The 22298-nt window shown below is 35.9% G+C and carries 24 protein-coding genes; 11 read left to right on the top strand and 13 right to left on the bottom strand.

Annotation, left to right across the window (positions count from 1 at the left end):
* Positions 1–60 precede the first annotated feature (60 nt).
* The 6 genes from BOQ64_RS14745 to BOQ64_RS14725 all read left to right on the top strand — a co-directional run bounded on the left by BOQ64_RS14745 (position 61) and on the right by BOQ64_RS14725 (position 4748).
* Entirely contained in the window at positions 61–522 is a 462-nt protein-coding gene (locus BOQ64_RS14745; RefSeq protein ID WP_129057578.1) for a DUF6597 domain-containing transcriptional factor, read from the top strand.
* Positions 486–857, top strand: coding sequence for a helix-turn-helix transcriptional regulator (locus BOQ64_RS14740; protein ID WP_129057577.1), 372 nt, complete (start codon positions 486–488; stop codon positions 855–857). Before BOQ64_RS14745 ends, BOQ64_RS14740 begins: the two co-directional genes overlap by 37 nt.
* A 62-nt stretch (positions 858–919) precedes the next feature.
* Positions 920–1867 (top strand): nitrilase family protein, encoded by a 948-nt coding sequence (locus BOQ64_RS14735; RefSeq protein ID WP_129057576.1) that lies wholly within the window; start codon positions 920–922, stop codon positions 1865–1867.
* A 106-nt stretch (positions 1868–1973) separates the two neighbouring features.
* Positions 1974–3197: an MFS transporter gene (locus BOQ64_RS14730; protein ID WP_129057575.1), complete on the top strand. Its 1224-nt coding sequence runs from the start codon at positions 1974–1976 to the stop codon at positions 3195–3197.
* Positions 3198–3651: 454 nt separating this feature from the next.
* The gene (locus BOQ64_RS23140; protein ID WP_164975813.1) at positions 3652–3825 is read left to right on the top strand and encodes a bacteriocin-like protein; all 174 of its coding nucleotides are present in this window, start codon (positions 3652–3654) and stop codon (positions 3823–3825) included.
* Positions 3826–3929: 104 nt separating this feature from the next.
* Positions 3930–4748 (top strand): putative phage abortive infection protein, encoded by an 819-nt coding sequence (locus tag BOQ64_RS14725; RefSeq protein ID WP_129057574.1) that lies wholly within the window; start codon positions 3930–3932, stop codon positions 4746–4748.
* A gap of 28 nt (positions 4749–4776) precedes the next feature.
* Here BOQ64_RS14725 and BOQ64_RS23135 read toward each other — a convergent pair whose 3' ends face one another.
* The 7 genes from BOQ64_RS23135 to BOQ64_RS14695 form a co-directional block, all read right to left on the bottom strand.
* Positions 4777–4953: a hypothetical protein gene (locus BOQ64_RS23135; RefSeq protein WP_164975812.1), complete on the bottom strand. Its 177-nt coding sequence runs from the start codon at positions 4951–4953 to the stop codon at positions 4777–4779.
* Positions 4954–5133: 180 nt separating this feature from the next.
* Positions 5134–5778 carry a ligase-associated DNA damage response endonuclease PdeM gene (pdeM, locus tag BOQ64_RS14720; protein WP_228448409.1) on the bottom strand — a complete coding sequence of 215 codons (645 nt, stop codon included), beginning with the start codon at positions 5776–5778 and terminating at the stop codon, positions 5134–5136.
* A gap of 7 nt (positions 5779–5785) precedes the next feature.
* Positions 5786–6412 (bottom strand): 2,3-bisphosphoglycerate-dependent phosphoglycerate mutase, encoded by a 627-nt coding sequence (locus tag BOQ64_RS14715; RefSeq protein WP_129059743.1) that lies wholly within the window; start codon positions 6410–6412, stop codon positions 5786–5788.
* Between the two features lie 142 nt (positions 6413–6554).
* On the bottom strand, positions 6555–8957 hold the full coding sequence (locus BOQ64_RS14710; RefSeq protein WP_164975816.1) for a ligase-associated DNA damage response DEXH box helicase: 2403 nt from the start codon (positions 8955–8957) through the stop codon (positions 6555–6557).
* A gap of 49 nt (positions 8958–9006) precedes the next feature.
* Positions 9007–10587, bottom strand: coding sequence for an ATP-dependent DNA ligase (locus tag BOQ64_RS14705; RefSeq protein WP_129057570.1), 1581 nt, complete (start codon positions 10585–10587; stop codon positions 9007–9009).
* A complete protein-coding gene (locus tag BOQ64_RS14700; RefSeq protein WP_129057569.1) occupies positions 10584–11606 on the bottom strand; it encodes a ligase-associated DNA damage response exonuclease in 1023 nt (340 codons plus the stop codon). Before BOQ64_RS14700 ends, BOQ64_RS14705 begins: the two co-directional genes overlap by 4 nt.
* 518 nt (positions 11607–12124) lie before the next feature.
* Positions 12125–13570, bottom strand: a complete 1446-nt coding sequence (locus BOQ64_RS14695; protein WP_129057568.1) for a S41 family peptidase — start codon at positions 13568–13570, stop codon at positions 12125–12127.
* A gap of 165 nt (positions 13571–13735) precedes the next feature.
* On the opposite strand from BOQ64_RS14695, the gene BOQ64_RS14690 reads away from it, so the two are divergent.
* The 3 genes from BOQ64_RS14690 to BOQ64_RS14680 are packed head-to-tail and all read left to right on the top strand — an operon-like array spanning position 13736 to position 15755.
* The gene (locus tag BOQ64_RS14690) at positions 13736–14527 is read left to right on the top strand and encodes an SDR family oxidoreductase (protein ID WP_129057567.1); all 792 of its coding nucleotides are present in this window, start codon (positions 13736–13738) and stop codon (positions 14525–14527) included.
* 4 nt (positions 14528–14531) lie between these two features.
* Positions 14532–14933, top strand: a complete 402-nt coding sequence (locus tag BOQ64_RS14685) for a GlcG/HbpS family heme-binding protein (RefSeq protein WP_129057566.1) — start codon at positions 14532–14534, stop codon at positions 14931–14933.
* Positions 14934–14951: 18 nt separating this feature from the next.
* Positions 14952–15755, top strand: coding sequence for a helix-turn-helix domain-containing protein (locus BOQ64_RS14680; protein WP_129057565.1), 804 nt, complete (start codon positions 14952–14954; stop codon positions 15753–15755).
* Between the two features lie 192 nt (positions 15756–15947).
* Here the strand turns inward: BOQ64_RS14680 and BOQ64_RS14675 are convergent, their stop codons facing one another.
* Positions 15948–17024 (bottom strand): SDR family oxidoreductase, encoded by a 1077-nt coding sequence (locus BOQ64_RS14675; protein WP_129057564.1) that lies wholly within the window; start codon positions 17022–17024, stop codon positions 15948–15950.
* A gap of 84 nt (positions 17025–17108) precedes the next feature.
* On the bottom strand, positions 17109–17579 hold the full coding sequence (locus tag BOQ64_RS14670) for a Crp/Fnr family transcriptional regulator (protein WP_262708769.1): 471 nt from the start codon (positions 17577–17579) through the stop codon (positions 17109–17111).
* A gap of 411 nt (positions 17580–17990) precedes the next feature.
* Between BOQ64_RS14670 and BOQ64_RS14665 the strand changes: the two genes are divergently transcribed.
* Positions 17991–18617, top strand: a complete 627-nt coding sequence (locus tag BOQ64_RS14665) for a chloramphenicol acetyltransferase (protein WP_129057563.1) — start codon at positions 17991–17993, stop codon at positions 18615–18617.
* 57 nt (positions 18618–18674) lie between these two features.
* Here BOQ64_RS14665 and BOQ64_RS24740 read toward each other — a convergent pair whose 3' ends face one another.
* From BOQ64_RS24740 to BOQ64_RS14655, 3 genes are all read right to left on the bottom strand, one after another.
* Positions 18675–18980 carry a hypothetical protein gene (locus BOQ64_RS24740; RefSeq protein ID WP_317127666.1) on the bottom strand — a complete coding sequence of 102 codons (306 nt, stop codon included), beginning with the start codon at positions 18978–18980 and terminating at the stop codon, positions 18675–18677.
* 14 nt (positions 18981–18994) lie between these two features.
* Positions 18995–19405, bottom strand: a complete 411-nt coding sequence (locus BOQ64_RS24735; protein ID WP_317127665.1) for an MBL fold metallo-hydrolase — start codon at positions 19403–19405, stop codon at positions 18995–18997.
* Positions 19406–19485: 80 nt separating this feature from the next.
* The gene (locus BOQ64_RS14655) at positions 19486–20244 is read right to left on the bottom strand and encodes an NUDIX hydrolase (protein WP_317127591.1); all 759 of its coding nucleotides are present in this window, start codon (positions 20242–20244) and stop codon (positions 19486–19488) included.
* 225 nt (positions 20245–20469) lie between these two features.
* Here BOQ64_RS14655 and BOQ64_RS14650 point away from each other — a divergent pair, with 225 nt between their 5' ends.
* A complete protein-coding gene (locus tag BOQ64_RS14650; protein WP_129057561.1) occupies positions 20470–21654 on the top strand; it encodes an MFS transporter in 1185 nt (394 codons plus the stop codon).
* A gap of 167 nt (positions 21655–21821) precedes the next feature.
* Here BOQ64_RS14650 and BOQ64_RS14645 read toward each other — a convergent pair whose 3' ends face one another.
* Complete coding sequence (locus BOQ64_RS14645; protein ID WP_129057560.1) at positions 21822–22208, bottom strand: winged helix-turn-helix transcriptional regulator; 387 nt, start codon at positions 22206–22208, stop codon at positions 21822–21824.
* Between the last annotated feature and the right edge of the window lie 90 nt (positions 22209–22298).

Genomic DNA, 22298 nt, shown 5'->3' with positions numbered 1-22298 from the left:
ACATTTAAAAATCTGTGAAGATCCGTGTGATCTGTGGTAAAAAATTAAGTACATTTGACCATGCAGATTTCGCCGCCAAAGCATCTGGCACCTTTTATCCGGCATTATATCTTTTTGGAAAACAATGAAAAGGATATAAAGAACGTCAGATTATTTACTGATGGCAGCAGTGGATTGATTTTATCGCCCAAAACAAATCTGTTTCCTCATCATTCTGAAGAGCATATTCCTACTTCATTTTTTTATGGAACCTTGAACAGCTATAAAGATTTTTATACCAAAGGCAACTTTTCTTTTATAGCAGTCGTTTTTCAGCCTTACTTTTTAAATATACTTCTGAAAACTTCTGCAAAAGAGGTTAAAAATCAGATTATTTCTGTGGAAGATGTAGTAAAGGACAAGTTCACACCTTTTCAGGAAAAGCTTTTTTATAAAACGGATCCATTAATGATTATTGATGATCTGAATGTTTTTTTACCAAATTTATATCTAAGGAAATTGGAACTGATTATCAACTCATAGCAGCTATTCAGAAACATATTCTTCAGCATAAAGGCACTGTTTCGTCCAAAGATCTTGAAAATTTTTCAGGATACTCTGAGCGGCATCTGGAAAGAAAATTTGAAGATTATCTGGGAATTTCACCTAAAAAATATACTAATATCATCCGTCTTCACTACTTTTTAAGTCTTATGAATCAGGGAATCAGTAAAGAAAATCTGACGACGCTTTCTTATCGTGCCGGATATTCGGATCAATCTCATCTGATCAGAGAATTTAAAAAGAATATAGGACTCACTCCGAAACAGTATGTAAAAACAGAAAATAAAATGGCAGTCAACTTTATTGAGCTGTAATTTTCATGTCGGCTTTGTACAATTTTTCTTTAGCAGGTTGAAATAGATTTGCTGAAAAAACAATGAATATTAAAATTTCAACCGCACAATTTGAAAACAAAAGTGGAGACAAAGAGTATAATTTATCCATCATAGAAAAATTGGCTCAAAAGGCAGCTTCTGAAGGCTCTCATGTTATTGCTTTTCATGAATGTTCCATCACCGGATACACTTTTGCCCGGAACCTTTCTAAAGATCAGATGCTGGATATTGCCGAACTTATTCCTGATGGAGAAAGCATTAAAAGACTAAAACACATTGCTAAACAAAACAATATCGTTATTCTGGCCGGGCTTTTTGAAAAAGATGAAAATAACAATCTCTTCAAGGCTTATGTATGTGTAGATCAAACAGGATTGAAAGCCAAATACAGAAAACTTCACCCTTTTATCAATCCCCATCTTACGCCAGGTAATGAATATTGTGTATTTGAAATTCTGGGCTGGAAATGTGGTATTCTGATCTGTTATGATAACAATATTATTGAAAATGTAAGAGCAACAAAGCTTTTGGGCGCAGATATTATTTTTATGCCTCATGTTACAATGTGTACGCCTTCAACAAGGCCAGGTGCAGGTTTTGTTGATCCTCAGTTTTGGGAAAACAGAGTAGAAGATCCTACTTCTTTACGACTGGAATTTAATGGCATGAAAGGGAGAGATTGGCTCATGAAATGGCTTCCGGCAAGGGCTTATGACAATGGAGTTTATATTGTTTTCTCAAATCCTATCGGAATGGATGATGATCAGCTTAAAAATGGCTGCTCCATGATTATTGATCCTTTTGGAGATATCATTGCAGAATGCCGTTCATTTGAAGACAGCTTTGAATCGGCTGTTATTGTTCCTAAAAAGCTCACTCAGGCAGGAGGTTACCGATATCTGAATGCAAGACGGCCGGAACTCTATAGAGATATTATCGGAAAAGAGCATTTGTCCACGCAAAAAGTGGTATGGCTGAATGAGAAATAAAATTAAAATATTATTATTCTGATAATTTAATACAATTTAAATAATTTTTATAATACAATTATTCATCGGAAATTTGCATTGTCAACATCAACAAAATTACAATGCAATGAATTATCAAAAAGAAATACAGATCAATACTGCAGCAGGAAGTGTAAAAAGTAAAGGGCTTCCTGCAGCTTTATGGGCACTTACCATCAGTGCTTTTGGAATCGGAACTACAGAATTTGTGATTGTAGGTCTTCTTCCTACGGTTGCCGGAGATCTTGGGATTACAATTCCCTCAGCAGGTTTACTGGTAAGCCTTTATGCAATAGGAGTGGCTATCGGAGCTCCTATTTTAACGGCATTAACAGGAAAAGTTCCGCGTAAAATGCTTTTGGTTTCTATTATGTTATTATTTGTAATCGGAAACGGATTAGCTTCTATAGCTCCGGGATTTATTACCCTTGTTCTGGCCAGAATATTAACAGGATTCGCTCATGGGGTATATTTTTCCATTGGTTCTACTATAGCAGCCTCATTGGTCCCTGAAGAGAAAAGAGCCACAGCCATTTCCATTATGTTTGCAGGACTTACGTTAGCTATTGTAACAGGAGTACCATTGGGAACTTTTATAGGACAGCATTTTGGATGGAGAGCCACTTTCATCGGCGTTTCTATTCTTGGAATGATAGGGTTAGTGGCAAGTTTATTACTGGTTCCCAATAATTTAAAAAATGGAAAAACAGCTTCTATAAAAAGTCAGTTCAAAGTATTGGGCAACAAACGTTTGATTTTTGCCTTCTTAATGACAGCTACTGGTTATGGAGGAACATTTGTAGTGTTCACTTATCTATCTCCGATTTTACAGAAGATAACAGGCTTTCAGGAATCCACAGTTACTTTTATCCTATTGGTATATGGAATTGCGATTGCGCTAGGAAACCTGATCGGAGGGAAAATAGCCAATAAAAACCCTTTGAAGGCTCTTTTATGGATGTTTGCCGCTCAGGGATTAACATTATTAGCCTTCTATTTTACGGTAAGCAGTCCGGTTTTGAGTATCATTACTTTATTCTTTTTAGGAGCACTTTCTTTTGCAACAGTACCTGGGCTTCAGCTTTTAGTCGTACAGATTGCTGAAAAGGAACTTCCCGGGACTGAAGATGTAGCCTCAGGAATTAATATTGCTGCTTTTAATATTGGGATTGCTATTGGATCTTATGCCGGAGGGCTTATTGTAACATCATCATTAGGATTGGGAAGCACTCCATGGATTGGGGCTTTATTCCTAGTAATTACAGTATTGATAACCATCATCAGTATTCGTTTGAGTAAAAAAGCAAACTAATATTCAACCTTGCCCAATATCCCAATTGAAGGGGTAAACATTCCCCTCCCTTGGAGGGGTGGCAAAAATTCAAAGAATTTTTGACGGGGTGGTCAATAGCAGACATTAAATTATATTTCCACACACACAATATGTTAGATTGAAGTAAATACATGAAGTGAGGTTTTATGAAAAAGGCAGATTAATGATCTGCCTTTTTCTATTTTAATTTGACGCAAAGCTTTTATTATTATGCTGCTTTATTTTTAAGGGAGCAAAGAAGGAATCAACAAGTTGATTTTACTAAGCGAGTGATATGATGATGTGTGATTTTTTTAATATAAAACTGCTTGAAAATACCTAGGCTATCTTGCTTAATAATAAAACTTTAACACCATTTTGTAATTAGTTTTATTTAATTATATTTGGAAATAAGAACAGAATGTTCTAAAAACTAATATCTTAATCAATAACTATGAAAAATCTTAAAAAAATTACAAGAGACAGCATGAAATCTATCAAAGGGGCAGGTCCAACTTATTGCAGAGTTGGGTATATCTATAGATGTGATTCTATTTATGAATGCAATCCGGATCAGGATATTTGGGACTGCGTTTGTGGATGTGTTCCCGTTACGAAACCTGTATAATTGATTATCTTTTACAAGATATCAATTTATAAGATATAAGTAAGCCTTCTCTTTGAGAGGGCTTTTTGTTATATTTGTGAAAAACTATAAAATACACAATTTCCATGAAAGAAAATAATAGTGGTAATATCCCTTTCTATATAGCATTAGCTGTATTGTTCATTTTCATTGTACTTGGACTTACATACATGATACAAAATTCTAATAGCTATGATGAACGTAGAACCTTTGGTGATATGTTTGGTTTCGCAAATGCAATGTTTACAGGCTTATCTGTAATTGGATTATTAGTTACAATCTTATTGCAGAGGAAAGACCTTAATACACAACGAGAGGAACTTAAAAAACAGACAAATTCTATACATGTTCAAAATTTTGAAAATACATTTTTTCAAATGCTAAATTTATTCAATTCTATAATCGATTCAACTGAAATTACTTCAGTAAATTATCCAACTAAAAGAGGAAGAAAAGTTTTTAATCATATTAGGGAATCAAATGATACTTTTTTAATTGGCTATTGTACAAATTTTGCAATTATAGAAGAAATTGCAGAAAGGGATATTGACCTTGACAAAAAGAAGGTTGAAGACTACTTAACCATTGATGACTTAGCGGTTATTTATAGTAAAACATACTCCTTACATGGGGATATACTAGGGCATTACTTTAGGACGTACTATCATATAATAAAACTAATTGATGGAACACATAAAATAAATAAGCAACAGTATATTTCAATAGCAAGATCGCAACTGTCCAATTCTGAACAGATACTATTATTCTTTAATTGTCTACATGCTAATGGAAATGAAAAATTCAAACCGTTGGTAGAAAAGTACCATTTACTTCACAATATAGATACTAGTCTTTTGCAATCAGAATGGTATCTTAATTTCTACTCAAATAGCGCATACAATTGAAAATAGCCCCTTAATTGGAGCTATATCTTTATTCAATCTTTGTTAATGCATCATCATGGAAACTCCCATTCATCAACATATTACCATGGAACCAAACACAATACCAAAATCCCTGACCATCACTACTGTATCCATTTACAGTCATAAGTACATTAACATTTACGTCTGAATTTAATCTGACAATGTCTCCAATTTTTAATTTCATATTTTATAAATTTATTATCTCTAAATATACTTTACTTTTAAATTATAAAATTACGGGTTTCCATATTCTAAGATCGTTTGATTGTTAAATCTTCGACTCGAAGTTTGTTAAAATATTAGAAACGAATAGTATCTATAAAACACCTTAAATATAAAATAGATATTCTACATCCCAAAAACCTCACACCTCATAAATCCCCTCGCCCGTAAACACAAAAAACTTACTCTTTTTAGGAAGGTTTTTAGTATCCAGACCTGTAAACTCGCTAAATGCCGGAAGCAACAGCTGATTTTCACTAAGCGCAAAACAAGGAAGCCTGATGATTTTCACAGCAGAATTCAAAACAATTCCCGGATGAATATGGCCAGTGATCTGGAAGCCGGATCTTTCTTTATCAAACTCATGAATCAAAGTAAATACATCTAGCTCCAATAGGTATTCCTTAAAATCCAGGCAAAGCTTTTTCTCCAAAGACTCTGAAATACGGTCGTGGTTTCCTTCAATAAGGTAGAATTTCAAATCCGGATATTGATTTCTCCATTGGCAGAATTCATCTACATCAGAATTGTCTCCGGCATGAAGCAGATCGCCCACAACGACAAGCTTTTCCGGTTGAAAATACTCAATCAGTGCAGATAACCTTTCCAGATCACTTTTCATGATATGATTTGCCAGTGCAATACCATTTTTACGGAAATGGGCGGTCTTTCCGATGTGAAGATCAGAAAGGAGTAAGGCTTTCTCTTTTTCCCAGAATACAGCACGTTGATTGGTTAAGGTAAAAGCCTCATTGTGAATAACGATTTCTTTGGTAGCAATAAACACGGACAAATTAGTTCAAGGTTTTGAGGTTGAAGCTTAAGGTTCTCTTCTGCTTACATGAAATTTCATCAAAGATATAAGTAATCGGAATTCCGGTTGCAATTTCTCTTTCCAGGATTTCTTCAGGAGATAAGTGTTCCAGATACATGATAAGGGCACGAAGGCTGTTTCCATGAGCAACAATCAATACATTTTCACCTTCTTTCAATAAAGGAGCAATCTCTTTTTCAAAATAGGGAATCACTCTGTTATAAGTGTCTTTAAGGCTTTCGCCGCCTGGTGGAACTACATCAAAAGATCTTCGCCAGGTATGAACCTGTTCTTCTCCGTATTTCAATGCAGTTTCTGCTTTATTGAGACCTTCAAGATTTCCGTAAGAACGTTCATTCAACGCTTTATCCTTAATAACGGGAAGGTTAGGTTTTCCAATTTCATCAAGGATAATGGAAAGGGTATGTTGAGCTCTGAGTAAGACTGAAGTAAAGGCAATGTCTATTTTTTCTTTTTTTAAGGCAATTCCTGCATTTTTCGCTTCTTCAATTCCTGTTTCTGTAATATCGATATCCTGCCATCCTGTAAATCTGTTTTCAAGATTCCAAAGTGACTGTCCGTGACGGACTAAAAACAATTTTGCCATTATGTATTTTTTATTTAGCTTTCTGAAAAGCTATACTCTAAGGTACGGCGATTATTTAAACTTATCAAGAAAATTCTGCCAGAATATTAGGCTAACAATACTATTAAATTGTGGTTTTAAAATCATTGAAAATCTGTTCATATCAGATATCATCGATATTGGATAGCTTCAACATCCTTTTAATTCTGGCATCCAATCCTTCACTGGAAAGAGTCTGTCTGAGACTATCCACTTTGATGGGAAAGCTTAAAGGGGTAAAAGAACTGGAATGTTTTAAAATAATCCTAGATTTTTCAATCCTTTTAAAAGCTTCTACAAGACGTTGTTCCTGAAGCTGCATATTAAAAACCTCTGTATAAGCCTGTTTAATTAAAAAATGGTTGGAGTCGTAATCTTCCAATACTTTAAAAATGAGTCCGGCTGAGCTTTGTAATGATTTATTGGATCGTTGTTTGCCAGCATAATTCTGAATCACCATTCCGGAGATCACCGCAATATCCCTGAATTTCCGTCTTGCCATTTCTGCAGAATTGATACTGGCAATCACATCATTCATCAGGTTGTCCCGGGTTAGTATCTGCTGCAAATTTTCTTCATTCAACGGAATTTCCTTATCACTGAATAATTCAAATCCATAATCATTCATCGCCATTGAAAAGGAAATAGGCACCAGTTTCGAAATCCTGTAAGCAATTAATGCCGCCATTACTTCATGCACCAGACGGCCTTCAAAAGGATACATAAAGAGATGATATCCTTCGCGGTTTTTAATCATTTCCGCCAGAAATTCATCTTCCTTAGGAATATGGGAGTTTTCTTCCTGATTCACCAATAACGGATGCAGGAATTTAAGTTCTTTTTCCGAAGCTTTCGGACTTAATGCATGGGAAAGCTTTTCTCTTAAAAAATGACCAAGATTTGAACTCAAAGGAAGTCTTCCGCCAAGATAACTCGGAACCTGGGCTTTTCCTTTGGCTGATCTCACATAAACCGTCATATCTTTAATCATAGCGACTTCCAGCGTTCGGCCTGCCAGAATAAATTTTTCTTCTTTTTTTAGTTTGGAAATAAAGTATTCTTCAATCATACCTACATAACCACCGGAAATAAATTTAACTTTAAGCATTGCATCACTTACAATAACGCCCATATTCATTCGGTGAAGCATGGCTATTTTTCGGGAAGTGACTTTATATAATCCATCTTCCATTACCACAATCTTATGGAATTCTTCGTAGTTTTTTAAAACACTTCCGCCAATGGTCAGAAACTCAAGAATGCTTTTCCATTCTTCATCCATCATTTCCTGGAAAGCATATACTTTTTTGATCCTTTCATACACTTCGTCAGGATAAAAACCGTTTCCAACCGCTAAAGTCATGAGAAATTGAACCAAAACATCGAAGCACAAAACCTGGGGTTCTCTTGGTTCAACAACTTTCTGTCTTACCGCTTCTTTTAAGGCGGAAACTTCTATTAATTCCAATGAATGGGTAGGAACGCAATAGATTTTGGAAGTTTCAAAAGGGGAGTGCCCGCTGCGGCCTGCTCTTTGAAGAAATCTTGCGACTCCTTTCGCAGAACCAACCTGAATGACCGTATCAACGGGTTTAAAATCTATTCCCAAATCTAATGATGAAGTGGAAACAACAGCTTTTAATTTTCCGGAACTTAGATTTTCTTCAATCCAGATTCTTAAATGGGCATCAATAGAGCTGTGATGAATGGCAATTTGTCCTGCAAAATCAGGGTAGGCATCCAAAAGTAACTGATACCACATTTCACTCTGACTTCTGGTATTGGTAAAAACAATGGTAGATTTCGATTCAAGGATGATGGGAACTACTTTATCTGCAAGCTTATGCCCAAGGTGCCCTGCCCACGGTAATATTTCAACTTCATCAGGAAAAACTGGAATAATATCTATCTTTTTATGTTCTTTGGCTGTGATTTTTGTTTTTTTACTGTCATAAGGAATCAAAACATCCATGGCTTCCTCCAGATTTCCAATGGTAGCCGTAATGCCCCAGATCTGTAATTTTGGAACATACTTTCTGAGCTGAGATATTCCCAGTTCTACCATGACCCCACGTTTTGAGCCTAACAATTCATGCCATTCGTCTACCACAACACATTTCATATCCCTGAAGAAGGTTTCATGATTTTTCTGAGCCAACAAAAGGTGCAGGCTTTCAGGGGTTACTACTAAAATTTCAGGCATCTTTTTGACCTGCTGCTGTCTTACTTTAGGATCTGTATCTCCGTTTCTTACCCCTACAACCCAATCAAGGCCAATTTCATCCATGGCTTCCTGCATGGCTTTCGCAATATCTTTAGACAATGAACGGAGCGGGGTGATCCAGATCATTTTCAATCCTTTTTTATAGTTTTCAGGATGGTTTAAAAAGTCTGAGATCAATGCTAAAAAGACAGAAAAAGTTTTTCCGAATCCCGTGGGAGCAACCACCATACCACTATATCCGCTTCCAAATTTCCGCCATGTATCGGTCTGAAATTTAAAAGGAGAAATACCTTTATCCTTCATCCATTGCTGAATGACGGTAAATCCACTGGTATGTTCAAAGGCAGCCACTTTATTGTATCAATTTTTTAATTTCTTCCAGGGTATCGATCTCATCTACCGTTTTATCTTTACGCCATCTTACAATTCTTGGAAACCGCAGAGCTACACCGCTTTTATGACGGTTACTTAATCCGATTCCTTCAAAAGCTATCTCGAATACCAGTTCTGCTTTTACCGTTCGTACAGGACCAAATTTCTCGATGGCATTTTTCGTTACAAACTTACTGACTTCCATTATTTCCTTGTCTGTTAATCCAGAATACGCTTTGGCAATTGTTACCAATTTATCTTCATTTTTTACAGCAAAAGTGTAGTCTGTGTAGTAGGCACTTCGTCTGCCGCTACCTTTTTGAGCATAAATGAGAACCGCATCAATGGTAAAAGGATTAATTTTCCATTTCCACCAATCGCCTTTTTTTCTTCCGGCATGATAAGGTGAGTTTTTCTGTTTCAACATCAGTCCTTCACTGTTTACACTTCTTGAGTTTTCCCTGATTTCATTTAATTCTTCCCATTTTTCAAATTCAATGTTCTTTGAAAGTTTTATATTTACAGGAGTTTCATTCAGTAATAATTCTTCCAGCATCGCTCTTCTTGCAGAAACAGGTTTTTCTCTCAGATCATGACCTTCAAGCTCCAATAAGTCGTAGGCAAATACTTCAATCGGAATTTCAGAAAGCATTTTTTTAATTAAAGTTTTCCTGTTTAATCTTTTCTGTAATTCATTAAAGTTTAAAACCTTACCCTCTTTCACTGCAAGTATTTCTCCATCTAAAACAAAGTTGCCTTTCATCGCCATCACTGTTTGAGTGATCTCAGGAAATTGCTCTGTAACAAGTTCTTCACCTCTTGACCATATAAATACTTCATCATTTCTCCGGATGATCTGTCCACGGATGCCATCCCATTTATATTCTACCAGCCATTCATCGGGCTGGCCCAGGTCTTCAAGTTCTTTCTCCAAAGGATAGGCAAGGCAAAATGGATAAGGTTTTGAATTATCAGGATTGATATTTTCTGCAGAGATCAGTTCTTTAAAGGAAACTGCATCGGGCTGCCATTTCCCCATTAAACTATGAGTTAATGTACTGGATTCCTGCCCGGAGAATTTGGTTAACGCATTAATCAGCGTTTTATCAGATACTCCGATTCTAAAACTTCCGCCTATTAATTTATTGAAAATCAAACGTTCCGTATAATCCAGACCATTCCATGACTGGAGGACGAATTCTTTCTTTTCGGCTTCTGTTTTATCTTTTAAATCAACAATGTCTTTCATCCATTGGGAAAGGCTTCGCTCAATCTTTTCCTTTGGTGGCGGGAGAATCAAGGACAAAGTTTCTCCAAGATCTCCCACTGAAGAATAGCTTTCCTGAAAGAGCCAGAAGGGTAGTCCTGTAATCTCTAATGTCCATTCTTTCATGACATTGGTGTTTACATTTCTTTTGGGTCTTTTTCCTGTAAACAAAGCAATAAACCATACTTTATCTTCATCCGGAGCACGCTCCAGATAATCAATGATAGCCTCAATTTTAGCATTGGTCTTATTGGTAGTTTCCAAAGCATTGATAAGATCTGCAAAATATCTCATATCTTCAGATTTTCAAGGGTTTCCTGTTCCGATACTTCTTCATCTTCTCCAAACAGTGTTTCTATAACATCTGCTTTCATCCCTATTTCATTCAGATATTTTGAAAAAACTTCGGTCTGACCATGCGTAACATGTACAATCTCCGCTTCTGTGGCTCGTACTGTTTGTAATAATCCTTTCCAGTCTGCATGGTCACTCATGGCAAAACCAGCATCGGCACTTCGCCATCTTCTTGCTCCACGCACCTGCATCCAGCCTGAACATATTGCGGTAGCCGGATCCGGAATCTTTTTGATGATATTACTATCTAATAAAGCGGGGGGAACAATAACAATTTCGTGTTCCATTTCTTTCGGACGTTCTCTGAAATCTGCAACGGTATATTTCGGAAGATCAATCCCTGCGGTTTCAAAGGCTTCATTCAGTTTTCCGATAGATTCATGAACATATATTTTTCCTAAGCCTTCTACCGCCTTCATAATCCGTTGAGCTTTACCAAGTGAATATCCAATAAACACAGAAGTTTTCTGATTCTCCTGATTTTTTAATACCCAATTCTGAAGCTTTTTATTTAAATCATCCACTTCCAGCCAGTTATAAATAGGAAGCCCGAAAGTACTTTCTGTAACAAATTCATTGCATTTCACCAGCTCAAAAGGAGTACTGAGACCATCATCCTGAACTTTATAATCTCCGGAAACAACGGTTACAAACCCTTTATATTCCAATCTTATCTGCGCAGAACCGATAATATGTCCGGCAGGATGAAAAGACACATTTACCCCATTGATATTGATTTTTTCACCATATTCCACACCCTGACATTCTATATCTTTTCCAATTCTCTGATATAAAATAGGTTGGGTAAAATGATGACAAAGGTATTTTTTCATTCCCCAACGGGCATGATCAGCATGTCCGTGAGTAATAACGGCCATATCTACAGGCCGCCAGGGATCTATATAGAACTTTCCCTGCGGACAGTAAATTCCTTTTTTAGTAAATGTGATTAGCTTCAAGGGTGTGATTGGTTTGGATAAAATGCTTCAAAAACTTAACCAATTTATGATAAACTGTTGATTTTATTGCTATCCAATGTCTTTATTGATTGTTGGAAATCGCAAAGGCGCTAAGTTTTTTTTTATAAGATTGTGTTTTTAAGGCGCTAGGATTTTATCTGCGATAAAATTGAATGCTGCTGATAATGGCCACGAATGCACGAATATAATAACACGATATTTGTCATTCCGTAGGAATCTAAACTGTATTTTTGGATATAATAGGCTAGATTCCTACGGAATGACAAACTATATGTTAAAGTCCCAATGTAAAAATGTAAAGATCTTATAAATCACACCATTTTTAGATTTTGGCTAAAGCCAATGGAATTGGGGTTATTTGAATAAACGGGCTAAAGCCCGTTTCTATTGAATTTTCACTGTTAACAATCTATTTAGTACATACATAGTTGATTATTCATCATCTTAGTTCATTTAAAAACAAAATAAGCTGCTTCCAAGGGAAACAGCATATCCTATTATTTTTCGTTTAAAACTCCGTTTACATAATCAATCCACTGATAATCCGGGATGGTTTTATCTATAAAATAATCCGGTTGAATTCCTTTTCCATCAATAGCCATATCCGGAATCCTGAAACTTTTTGAAAGGCTGTATCCAAACTTAATTTCGTTACATGGAGAATTTACAAAATACATATTTGAAACATCAAGTACTCCGGCTGTTGTTGTTCCAAAAAGTTTAACTTTTTTGCTTTGTTTTGCTGCGAGTAAAAATTCTTCAGCAGTACTTCCGTTTCCATTGTTGATGATAATTCCTACGTTTTTTGGATAAGGATAGATTTTATCAAGCTTTTCAATACCTACTGTGCTGTCATCTTCCTGTAATGAAACAAACTGACCTAGTTTTCCGTTGAGTTTATCATAAGATTTTTTCATGAATTCTCTGTCTTCTTTTGATATTCCATACTTTTCATAATTCTCATAAAGAAAGATCATTCTCTGATTATTCAATGGAGTAGAGTAAAACTGGGTTCTGATACTTCTGATAGGGTTGGTATAGAGATAGGGGATAATTTCTGCATAGCTGATATCACTTCCGCCACCATTATTTCTGATATCTATAATCAGATTTTCTGTGCTCTCAATTTTAGTTTTATTGGCTGTAATTACACTGTCTATTTCTTTTTTCAAAGCACCGTTAAAAGATGGAATTCTTAAAAGAAGTGTGGTACTATTCATTACTTTTAAGAAAGGTTTTTCTGCCTGAATCGCCTCATAATAGGTTTCAATTCCTTCTTCACGATCAAACTTTGGAGAAACTCTTTTCAAGGTAAAATCTCCAATTTCAAGATGATTTTTACCTACAAAATGGATATTGTTAACTTCCTGGCCGGTTTTATCTCTTACATAAAAAATACCCTTTGTTTTATCAGCATTAATCGTTAGTTTTAATTCATTAGGCTTCCAGTTTTCAGCACCTGACTGAATAATAAAACCTTTATAAATATCTCCGAATTTTTTAATTCCAATGGTATAAGGATCTGCTTCCCAAATGCCTTCCAGATCAGATTCTTTTTTAAACTGGATTTCTTTTTTAAACTTTTCAAGATTTATGGGTACAAGTTCCGTTTTTATTTCCTCTTTGGGCTGAGTTTTTGGGTCTTTATTATTCTCAATTTTTTTAATTGAAAAATGACCGGATCTGAAAAACTTTAACCAGTCATAAATCGTTTGATTACATTCTGTATCTGATTTTGTATTCCGTATTTTATTGAGAAATTCTTTATTATGGAACTCATATGCGGCTGTTCCTTTTTTATCAATAATGTATTGAAAACCGGCATCATTTTCCTCGAATGTTTTCTTTACCCACTGATAATTACTTTCGCAATTACAGCTTTGGGCAAAGCTCCATGCAGAAGAGGTCACCAAAATTAATAGGAGTGCTTTAGCTTTAATCATAGATCAGTTTTTTTCTTACTATTTTTTGAAAGATAGTAAAATAGCTATAATATTTTAATCTATAATGAATATCTGAACTTCTGAGCAATAAAACAATGAACTTTCCACCAATATTACCTCGCTGCAAATCTTTGAAATTTGTATCATCATTAAAAAGAAAATACAATGAGTAAAACAATTCTAATTACAGGAGCTGCAAGTGGATTCGGAAAGATTGCCGCATTTGATCTTGCTAAAAAAGGACATAAGGTAATTGCCACTACACAGGTTTATCCTCAAATGAGTGATTTGATTCGTGAAGCAAAAGAACAGGGAATAGAACTAACTGTTGATAAACTGGATGTTACTAACCCCAGAGATCTGGCTTATATTCATCAAAAATATGATATTGATATTCTGGTAAGCAATGCCGGAATTATGGAAGGTGGGCCTATTGCTGAACAGCCTGTTGATCTGATCCGTTCTATGTTTGACGTGAATGTGTTTGGTGGGCTTGAACTGGCACAGGGATTCATTAAAAAGTTCATCGATCAGAAGAAACCAGGGAAAATAGTATTCACAACATCTATGGGAGAATTGTGGACAGTTCCTTATGTAGCGGCTTACTGTGCTTCAAAGCATGCTATGGGTTCTATTGCAGAAGGTTTAAAAACAGAACTAGCACCATTCAATATCAAAATAGCTACTTGTAATCCGGGAATATTTGGAACAGGTTTCAATGACCGTGGAGTAGATTCTATTTTCCGTTGGTATAATCCTGAAAACAACTTCACTCCTTTATCCGCATTTGACGGAGCTTCAGAATCATTAGCTCATCAGCTTGATCCTCAGTCTATGGCAGATTGTATTGTAGATGTTGTTCTTGATGATCATTCTAACTTCAGAAATGTTCATCCAAAGGAAACCGAAGATTTTGTAAAACAATTACAGGCAGAAGCCTGGACAGCAAAAAGCTAATGATATGGAATTAAGTTATGATATAGCTGAAAAAGCGTTACAAGCAGCTATCCAAAAAGCAAAATCCCTGAATATTCCAGTAAGCATTGCTGTTGTAGATACAGGCGGACATCTGGTTTCTTTTGCCAGACTTGACAGTGTGTTCGGAGTGATTGATTTTGCTGTAAAAAAGGCAAAAACAGCAGTTATGTTTGGGGTAGACAGTGATATTATGGGAAGTATTATTGCAGGAGAAGATATTCATGGATATGGAATGCTCAACTCTAATGAGGGACTTTTAACCATTGCAGGTGGAGTAGTTATAAAGGATAAAGAAGGTAAAGTAATCGGGGCAATAGGTTCATCAGGTGGAACTCCGGAGCAGGATAAAGAAATTGCGAAGGCAGGAGCTTTTGCTATAGGTTAAATTTCAGATATTTGTATCATGGAAAAGACTTCTGAAATCATCTTTGATAAACTGGTATATTCGTGTGCTTTTGAATCTTACAAAGGCCATGAGGAGTTTATTCCCGATCATTTTTTAGGATTTCAACTGTCCGGAGAAACGCATGCTTTTCATGAACAGGGTACAACCATTATTAAGGAAAATACAGTGGTTCTGGTGAGAAAAAACCAACTTATCAGAACCATGAAACACCCTTCAAAGAATGAAAAGTATCAATTTCTTTCGATTACATTGGATGATGAAACGTTGAGACAGTATTCTACTGAGAATAAGATCGTAATGGAGCATTCTTTTCCAGATCATCAGAGGCTTTTTTTTGAACCGGATGATTTTTTTAAGAGTTATTTTGCCTCTCTAATTCCATATGTCAATAAAACGAAAGACATTCCGCCAAGATTAGCTGCTTTAAAAGTAAAGGAAGCCATAGAACTTCTTCTCCAAAGTAATCCTGATTTTAAAAATCTGTTATTTGATTTCTCAGAACCTCATAAGATTGATCTTAAAGAGTTTATGAATAAAAATTTTATGTTTAATGTTTCTATTGAAGCCTTTGCCAGGCTTACAGGGCGCAGTTTATCTGGTTTTAAACGGGATTTTAATAAGATGTTTAACATGAGTCCAAAGCAGTGGCTAAAGGAAAGGAGATTAAAAGAAGCTTACTATTTAATTAAAAATAAGGAGAAACGTCCTTCTGATATTTATCTGGATCTGGGATTTGAGAATCTGTCTCACTTTTATTATTCATTTAAGCAGAAGTTTGGGGTTACCACCACAGAAGTATAAGGTAAAAACACAATTTATAATAAAAGGAAATTAATTCAATGTTGGAAAACGCAAGGGCGCAAATATTTTTTATAAGATTGCGTTTTAAGGCGCAAGGATTTTATCTGCGATAAAATTGAATGTTGCTGATAAATGCCACGAATGCACGAATCATTTTTATTCGTGCATTCGTGGCTAAAAAAATAGCAGCAATTAAGGAATTATATTTTCAGATTTAAGCCTTTTAAATACTTCTATAAAAGAGTCTTCTGTACTTTTATAGGCTGTAAAACCTAATTTTCTGCTTTTTGACAGATCACACATTACTTCAAGAGGCCTTCCAAGATCTAAATCGGTGTGCCATGCTGAGGATAGGCGATCTAAATTGTTTTCTTTCAATTCATATTTTTCAGCAATGGTTTTCCAGATTTCCTGATCGTTTTCCATTTCTTTTTCAAGAGGTCTTATGGTACCATTAAAACCTTCTGATTCTATTCCAAACCAGTCTGCCAGTCTGTTCCATAGCCATTTCCATCGGAAAACATCTCCATTGGTAATATTATAAGCCTGGTTTTTAGCAGAATCTGTACTGGAAGCCCAAACTAACTGTTTGGCTAATATTCCGGCATCTGTGACGTCAGAAATACCATTCCATTGCGCTTCAGAACCCGGCCAAATGAATTTTCTTCCTGTTTCCTTACAAATACTGGCGTACACAGCCAATGTAGCTCCAATATTCATGAGATTTCCTACTGCATATCCAACTACGGTATGAGGACGGTGAATACTCCATGTAAAGCCATCTCTTTCCGAAGCTTTATAGATCTCATCTTCCTGAGCATAATAGAAATTGGGAAGCGAAAGTCTCGGGTGTTCTTCACGAACAGGTGTTTCCGGCAGTTTACCTTCTTTAACATAGGATTCAAATGGTCCAAGGTAATGTTTCAATCCGGTTACCAAAGCCACATGCTGAACCGATTTTTTAGGAGATAAAACGTTCAGGAGATTTCTTACCAACATACTGTTAACACGGATGTTTTCTTCTTCCGTATCATTACGCATCCAAGTCGTAAAATAAACATGAGTAGGAGAGATGTCTTTTAATGCCTCAATAAGATTCTGCTCATCCAACAAGTCTGCTTTCACCGGGTGAAGACCTGTAATGTTATTGTTAGGATTTCTAGATAATCCGTAAGTTTTCCATCCCTGTGAAATAAGTTCTTCAGCAAGATTACTTCCTGTAATTCCGGTAGCGCCTACAACCAAGGCAATATTTCCTGTATTTTCCATAGTAATGTAAATTTCTTCAGCAAAATTATGGCGACTACAAGTCTTTTACGCTTGATTCAGATCATGTGTTTGAGTTGATCTGGATCAAGGATTATTCAGGGAATTCTTTTTACGGATCCTACTGATCGTTTCAGGGGCCAGTCCAAGATAGGAAGCAATAAGATTATGGGGAACCCTTTTTATCATTTCCGGATTTTTTCCAGCTAACTGCAGGTATTTTTCTTCAGCAGTGTATCCATTGGAAACAATGAGTCTGTAATCTTTAGTAACCAGGCTGTTTTGATATAGAATTCTGAAATAACGATCCATTACAGGGATTTCCAGCATCATCTTTTCATAATTGTCCAAAGTAATCATCAAAACTTCAGTAGCTTCTACAGCATCAATGTTCAGAACAGCCTTTTCCTGATGAATAAAACTGTTAAAGTCGGAAATCCACCAGCCTTCAAAGGCAAACATATTGATGTGTTCATTTCCTTTTTCATCAGGATAATAAGATTTTAACAAACCTTTGCTGACAAATGAAAGACATTTACAAACATCTCCTTCCTGCAGCAGGTATTGTTTTTTCTTCAGCTTTTTTACAGTAAAAATGTTTGAATCAAACTTTTCTGTTCATCATTAATCTCAACTTTATTCTGAATATGGGCAAGCAGTACTTCAAACATCCGATAAATATTTCACCAAAAATACGGCTTTCAATACTAATTATAACAATACTCGTGCATTCCTGGTAATTAATATGCTCTCGCAGATTAAGCAGATTTCATACAAACGCTTATCTATTTTCAGTGTTCAAAATTTTATCACAGATAAAATCCTTGCGCCTTAAAACGCAACCTAATAAAAAATATTTGCGCCTTTGCGTGTTCCAACCTAAAAAATCCGTTTTACATATAAAATTAATACTCGATTTACTATTTAAAACCCAGAAAAATTACAGAAATTTGCAAAAAATTAAAATCAATGAAGATTGTAGACCTGGAGCAATGGAACAGAAAGGAGCATTTTGAATTTTTCTCTCAAATGGCAAGCCCTTATTTTGGCTTTACCACCGAAGTAGATTGTACAAAGGCATATAACGATGCTAAAGAAAATGGATATTCTTTCTTTGCCTATTACTATCACAAATCGATGATTGCCATTAATACTGTGGATGAATTAAAGCTGAGAATTATTGACGGACAAGTCGTTCAGTTTGATATTGTTCATGCCGGGAGCACAATTGCCAGACCGGATGGAACTTTTGGTTTTTCATTTACCCCTTTTTCAGAGGACTTTGAAATATTCAATGCTGCATTACAGGAGGAAATCAAAGGGGTTCACAATTCTACAGGTCTTAGATTAAGTAATGAAAGATTAGGGAAGGATCATGTGAGACATACCACAATTCCATGGAATTCATTCAGTGCGATTCTTCACCCTACCAATTTTAACAATGATGAGTCTGTACCCAAGATCTCTTTTGGGAAATTCAATATCCGTGATGACAGAAAATATATGCCGGTTTCTATTGAAGCTCACCATGGATTGGCGGATGGTATTCATATTGCAAAATACCTTGAAGAATTTCAGAGACAACTGGATTTATAAGTTTGAGAGTGGGAGAGTCTTAGAGAGAAAGGGTGATACCTTTATTATTCATTTAGTCTAAGCTTCAATAATAGCTTTATCCAGATCGTGATAAAGAAGTATTTTCCAATTATTCTCTTTGGCTTCCTTTTCCCATAAAAGTCTTAAGTTCATTGCTTTTCTGCCGTCAAAATCACTTTTGTAGGCTAAATGGTATTTTAAATAAGATGCCTGTGGAAGATCATCTGCTCCGTAGAAAACAGTTTCTTCATTTTCTTTGATCCAGAATACCTGCATAAAAGGTGTATGCCCGCCTACTACTTCATATGAAATTTCATTGGTAATTTCCCCTTTATCATCATTCATCCAGGTAATATTAGGCAATTGAATCAGCTTTTCTAAAATATCAAAATCAAAGGAAGGATTTCCTTTTTTTCCATGGCAAAGTCCAGTTCTCGTTGTTGGATATATATCTGAGCATTAGGAAAGGTTGCCTCATAACCATTTTCTGTAAATGTTATTGTGCCATCAATATGATCCTTGTGAAGATGGGAGAGAAGTAGTTTTGTAATTTGTTCAGGACGTATATTTTCTCTTTCAAGAATTTCTGAAATCACTGTATTTCCACGCTCATTTTTCCAGCCAATTCCGGCATCTAAAAGAATATAATCGTTTTCAGTAATGATAAGAAAAGGCTGAACGGACATTTTTATTCCGGAAACAGTATTAAAATTTTCTTCTGTTAAAAGGGTAAAATCTTTGGTTTTGCTTGCTGAGAAATTACCTTCTTTAAGTGGAATGATTTTCATACTGCAAATTTCCTGAATATTTTCAACATTCAAAAGGTTTTTCATCAATAGAAATCATCGGCAAAAACAATGGAAGAATCTTACCAGTTGTTCAGACCATTTTCCAGAGCTATCTCATAGTTTTCTATATCAAAGGAATAGAGATCCGGAGATCTGTGAGCGCCTACATATCTTTGTTCGTCAAGCTTTTTTAAAACATTCAGGTTTTTAATTTTTCTGTAGAAATTCCCACGGTTAAGCGATTTACCTAATATGGCTTCATAGAGTTTCTGCAGTTCCGGAAGGGTAAATTTTTCCGGCATCAGATTGTATCCAATGGGTTTGGTAGATATTTTTTCCCGTAAAGTAAGCAATGCTTTTTCAATAATTTCACGGTGGTCCATTCCAAGAACAATTTCAGGCAACTGGCGCAGGTAAACCCATTCGCAGGCTTCACTTACGTCGTCTGCAACAGGATTAATCTCAGAAGAGTTATAAAGTGCATAATATCCTACGGAAATGAATCTCTGTTTTTGAAAAAGGGTTTCATCAAACTCATCAAAATAGAGTTGACTTCTGTTTCTTCTTCCAAAAACACCAAATTCTTCAAGGAATACATCAGTAACACCTGCTCTGTCATTCAACACTCTTACTACTGCTTCATCCAAGTCATCTTCTCTTCGCACATAACCACCCGGCAAAAGCCATTGTTTTTTGTACTTCATTCTCACCAGCAATACCTTTAATTCATTCTGGTCAAAACCAAAAACAACCGGATCTACTGAAATATGAGGAAGATAAAGCTCTTTGGCTTCGGCAGATTTTTGTAGAATCTGTTCTCTGGAATCCATATTATCCATAAAAATAAATGTGTGTTGTTACAAATGTAAAGATAAAATTGGACAATATTAATAAAAAACTCTTTATGGGAGCAGGTTACAAGAAAAAATGTATAACACATAGAGGTGAAATCAATCATAATCAATCAGTCTCTTTTGTGAAAATCCCTACCTTTGAGGTCGTTAAAAAATAGATCCAAAACATTCAGTCATTAGGATCTATTACTATTCAATAAAAATTTTAAGATGCAGGTGAATTCTACCAACGGTATTTCCAGAACAGTGGTCTGGTTAATGGCTATCATTTCAGGACTTGTAGTAGCCAACAATTATTACAACCAGCCTTTACTGGCTCTGATTTCAGAAGATCTCCATGTTTCCGAAGCTGCTGCCAGCAAAATTTCTGTACTTACCCAGATTGGGTATGCCCTGGGATTATTGTTGATTGTACCGCTTGGAGACAAGTTTTTCCGTAAGAAATTAATTCTGATTGATCTGTTTCTTGTCTTTGGTTCTTTGCTTTGGATGACCTTTGCCAACCAGTTATGGATGCTGTATGCTGCCAGTTTACTGATTGGAGCTACTTCTGTTATTCCTCAGCTATTTGTTCCCATTGCGGCTGAACTGTCTTCAGATAAAGAAAAATCGGCCAATATCGGATTGGTAATGTCCGGACTTTTATTGGGCATTCTTCTTTCCCGTTTCATTGGAGGTATTGTAGGGGAAGTATGGGGCTGGAGAGCCATGTTCGGAATTGCAGCAGGGCTTATGATCTTAGTCTGGCTGGCGGTCTACAAAATGCTTCCGGAGCTATCTCCTAATTTTAAAGGGACTTACAAGGAATTGATGCGTTCCGTGGCTCACCTTGCCAAAACACAGCCTATTCTTCAGCTGGCCTCTTTCCGTGGAGCTATGGCTTTCGGATCTATGTGTGCTTTATTTACAACATTGGTTTTTCATATGGAGAAACCACCTTTTAATGCAGGTTCATCGGTGGTAGGAAGTTTTGGTCTTGCCGGAGCAGTAGGAGCATTGGCTGCTGCTAAAGTTGGTAAGCTTCAAAAATATATGGATATCAACCGCATCATATTGTATTCTTTACTGATCCTGATTGGAAGCTGGGGATTCACTTATTTTGGAGGAGAGACTTATTGGGGATTAATTGTAGGAGTAATTCTCGTTGATCTTGGTGTACAATCCAGTCATATTATGAATCAGACCAATTATTTTTTAATTAAATCCAATGCTGTAAACAGACTGAATACAGTGTATATGGTTTCCTATTTCATTGGAGGATCACTGGGAACATGGTTGGCTTCTCTGGCATGGCAGAAGGCACAGTGGACAGGTGTATGTGCTGTAGGAACGGCCTTTGGAGTTCTTGCGCTAGTTGCTCATGTTTTGTTTTGTAACAAAGTCAATAAATTATAAACCTTAGTATTGAAAGAAAAGCATTTTTCAACACTTCTATGTTAATATTCTATGTTCCTATGTAGTTTTTAAATATTACCACCTGGGAACATAGATTTTATACGCTAATAAAAAATATTCGTGTATTCGTGGCCATAAAAAGAGTCATCGCTTCGTTTCGCCTTAAATTAGCTTAACGATTCATTACACTCCTCTTGCTGAGCAATAAATTTCCTGTGTTTTCCGCCCCATGTATTCAAGGCATCCCAAATAGGAATCAGTTCTCTGGCGATATCAGTAAGCTCATAATCTACTCTTGGCGGGACTTCCGCGTATACCGTTCTTTTTACCAAACCTTCTTTTTCTAATTCTTTTAACTGAAGGGTAAGCATTCTTTCCGTAATTCCCGGAATAGCTCTTTTAATCTCACTGAAACGCAATACACCATCTCTTAATTTACTCAAAATAAACAACTTCCATCTTCCACCGATCTTACATACGGCATAGCTCAAATCACATTCCTGAATATATTGTTTGTTGATATTATTGGTTGAATTCTCTTTTATCTTACCCATACTTACAAATTTGTTCGTACCATACATTGGCCTGTATATAGTGCAAATGTAAGGCATGAAAACTAATTTTGTCCCCATAAAAGCAGATAA

It is taken from the genome of Chryseobacterium sp. CH25, assembly GCF_004119455.1.
In the GTDB taxonomy this organism is placed as follows: domain Bacteria; phylum Bacteroidota; class Bacteroidia; order Flavobacteriales; family Weeksellaceae; genus Chryseobacterium.
Note: the sequence above shows the minus strand (reverse complement) of the source record. Positions and strands in the feature narration are given on the sequence as shown.

Coding starts and splice junctions, on each gene's coding strand:
- BOQ64_RS14745 (WP_129057578.1), top strand. CDS start 61: ATGCAGATTTCGCCGCCAAAGCATCTGGCACCTTTTATCCGGCATTAT.
- BOQ64_RS14735 (WP_129057576.1), top strand. CDS start 920: ATGAATATTAAAATTTCAACCGCACAATTTGAAAACAAAAGTGGAGAC.
- BOQ64_RS14730 (WP_129057575.1), top strand. CDS start 1,974: ATGAATTATCAAAAAGAAATACAGATCAATACTGCAGCAGGAAGTGTA.
- BOQ64_RS23140 (WP_164975813.1), top strand. CDS start 3,652: ATGAAAAATCTTAAAAAAATTACAAGAGACAGCATGAAATCTATCAAA.
- BOQ64_RS14725 (WP_129057574.1), top strand. CDS start 3,930: ATGAAAGAAAATAATAGTGGTAATATCCCTTTCTATATAGCATTAGCT.
- BOQ64_RS23135 (WP_164975812.1), bottom strand. CDS start 4,953: ATGAAATTAAAAATTGGAGACATTGTCAGATTAAATTCAGACGTAAAT.
- BOQ64_RS14715 (WP_129059743.1), bottom strand. CDS start 6,412: ATGGCAAAATTGTTTTTAGTCCGTCACGGACAGTCACTTTGGAATCTT.
- BOQ64_RS14710 (WP_164975816.1), bottom strand. CDS start 8,957: ATGAAGGATAAAGGTATTTCTCCTTTTAAATTTCAGACCGATACATGG.
- BOQ64_RS14705 (WP_129057570.1), bottom strand. CDS start 10,587: ATGAGATATTTTGCAGATCTTATCAATGCTTTGGAAACTACCAATAAG.
- BOQ64_RS14695 (WP_129057568.1), bottom strand. CDS start 13,570: ATGATTAAAGCTAAAGCACTCCTATTAATTTTGGTGACCTCTTCTGCA.
- BOQ64_RS14690 (WP_129057567.1), top strand. CDS start 13,736: ATGAGTAAAACAATTCTAATTACAGGAGCTGCAAGTGGATTCGGAAAG.
- BOQ64_RS14685 (WP_129057566.1), top strand. CDS start 14,532: ATGGAATTAAGTTATGATATAGCTGAAAAAGCGTTACAAGCAGCTATC.
- BOQ64_RS14680 (WP_129057565.1), top strand. CDS start 14,952: ATGGAAAAGACTTCTGAAATCATCTTTGATAAACTGGTATATTCGTGT.
- BOQ64_RS14675 (WP_129057564.1), bottom strand. CDS start 17,024: ATGGAAAATACAGGAAATATTGCCTTGGTTGTAGGCGCTACCGGAATT.
- BOQ64_RS14665 (WP_129057563.1), top strand. CDS start 17,991: ATGAAGATTGTAGACCTGGAGCAATGGAACAGAAAGGAGCATTTTGAA.
- BOQ64_RS24735 (WP_317127665.1), bottom strand. CDS start 19,405: ATGAAAATCATTCCACTTAAAGAAGGTAATTTCTCAGCAAGCAAAACC.
- BOQ64_RS14655 (WP_317127591.1), bottom strand. CDS start 20,244: ATGGATAATATGGATTCCAGAGAACAGATTCTACAAAAATCTGCCGAA.
- BOQ64_RS14650 (WP_129057561.1), top strand. CDS start 20,470: ATGCAGGTGAATTCTACCAACGGTATTTCCAGAACAGTGGTCTGGTTA.
- BOQ64_RS14645 (WP_129057560.1), bottom strand. CDS start 22,208: ATGGGTAAGATAAAAGAGAATTCAACCAATAATATCAACAAACAATAT.